Here is a 1,396-nt window from a genome sequence, read left to right as displayed (position 1 = left end):
TAGAGATATGGGAGTGCCTTCGGGAACTGTGAGACAGGTGCTGCATGGCTGTCGTCAGCTCGTGTTGTGAAATGTTGGGTTAAGTCCCGCAACGAGCGCAACCCTTATCCTTTGTTGCCATCGGTTTGGCCGGGAACTCAAAGGAGACTGCCGTTGATAAAGCGGAGGAAGGTGGGGACGACGTCAAGTCATCATGGCCCTTACGACCAGGGCTACACACGTGCTACAATGGCGTATACAAAGGGAGGCGACCTCGCGAGAGCAAGCGGACCTCATAAAGTACGTCTAAGTCCGGATTGGAGTCTGCAACTCGACTCCATGAAGTCGGAATCGCTAGTAATCGTGAATCAGAATGTCACGGTGAATACGTTCCCGGGCCTTGTACACACCGCCCGTCACACCATGGGAGTGGGTTGCACCAGAAGTAGATAGCTTAACCTTCGGGAGGGCGTTTACCACGGTGTGGTTCATGACTGGGGTGAAGTCGTAACAAGGTAACCGTAGGGGAACCTGCGGTTGGATCACCTCCTTACGAAGAGCTCGTAAGTGTTCACACAGATTGTTTGTTCAGAAGAAAGAGTCACTTTATTGGGTCTGTAGCTCAGGTGGTTAGAGCGCACCCCTGATAAGGGTGAGGTCGGTGGTTCAAGTCCACTCAGACCCACCAATTCTACTTATTAAGCTGATTTTAGCTTGATTAGTTGATGAAGTGAGACAATGGGGCTATAGCTCAGCTGGGAGAGCGCCTGCCTTGCACGCAGGAGGCCAGCGGTTCGATCCCGCTTAGCTCCACCATTAAAGATATCTCTATTATTCGATGATGAAAAAAATTATGTTTGTATTTACTTGAGTTAAAAGATGAGTGAATAGAAAGATAAAGCTCTTTAACAATTAGGAACAAGCTGAAAGAAACGAGTTCTCGTTTTTACGGAAAGCTTTTATTTTTGGTTTAATAATATATTTAATAAATGTTGAGTTAAGCTAATTAAACTAAAAGTATTGAAGTGAAAAAGAGAAAAAGCGTAAATTGAAAACCAAGACAACTGTGAGTTGTAAGGTTAAGAAATTAAGCGTACACGGTGGATGCCTAGGCAATCAGAGGCGAAGAAGGACGTGTTAATCTGCGAAAAGCGACGGTGAGCCGATAAAAGGCGCTATAGCCGTTGATGTCCGAATGGGGAAACCCGGTGTAGGTGACTACACTATCATATAATGAATTCATAGTTATATGAGGCTAACCGGGAGAACTGAAACATCTAAGTACCCCGAGGAAAAGAAATCAACCGAGATTCCCTAAGTAGCGGCGAGCGAAAGGGGAGGAGCCCAAGCGGGTAGCATGATGTATTAGTGGAAGCGTCTGGAAAGTCGCACGATAGAGGGTGAAAGTCCCGTACAT

General features: G+C 46.6%; 2 tRNA genes and 2 rRNA genes. All 4 read left to right on the top strand.

The features are described 5' to 3' along the window. Positions 1 to 532, top strand: a 16S ribosomal RNA gene (locus tag A9G42_RS04375); the annotation flags it as partial. 58 nt (positions 533 to 590) lie between these two features. Further along, a tRNA-Ile gene (locus A9G42_RS04370) sits at positions 591 to 667 on the top strand. A gap of 52 nt (positions 668 to 719) precedes the next feature. Beyond that, a tRNA-Ala gene (locus A9G42_RS04365) sits at positions 720 to 795 on the top strand. Between the two features lie 261 nt (positions 796 to 1,056). Continuing rightward, positions 1,057 to 1,396, top strand: a 23S ribosomal RNA gene (locus tag A9G42_RS04360); the annotation flags it as partial.

The organism is Gilliamella sp. Nev6-6, assembly GCF_001690605.1.
GTDB classification, from domain to species: Bacteria; Pseudomonadota; Gammaproteobacteria; order Enterobacterales; family Orbaceae; genus Gilliamella; species Gilliamella apicola_C.
The sequence above is the reverse complement of the archived record's forward strand: the minus strand, read 5'-3'. Positions and strand labels throughout refer to the sequence as shown.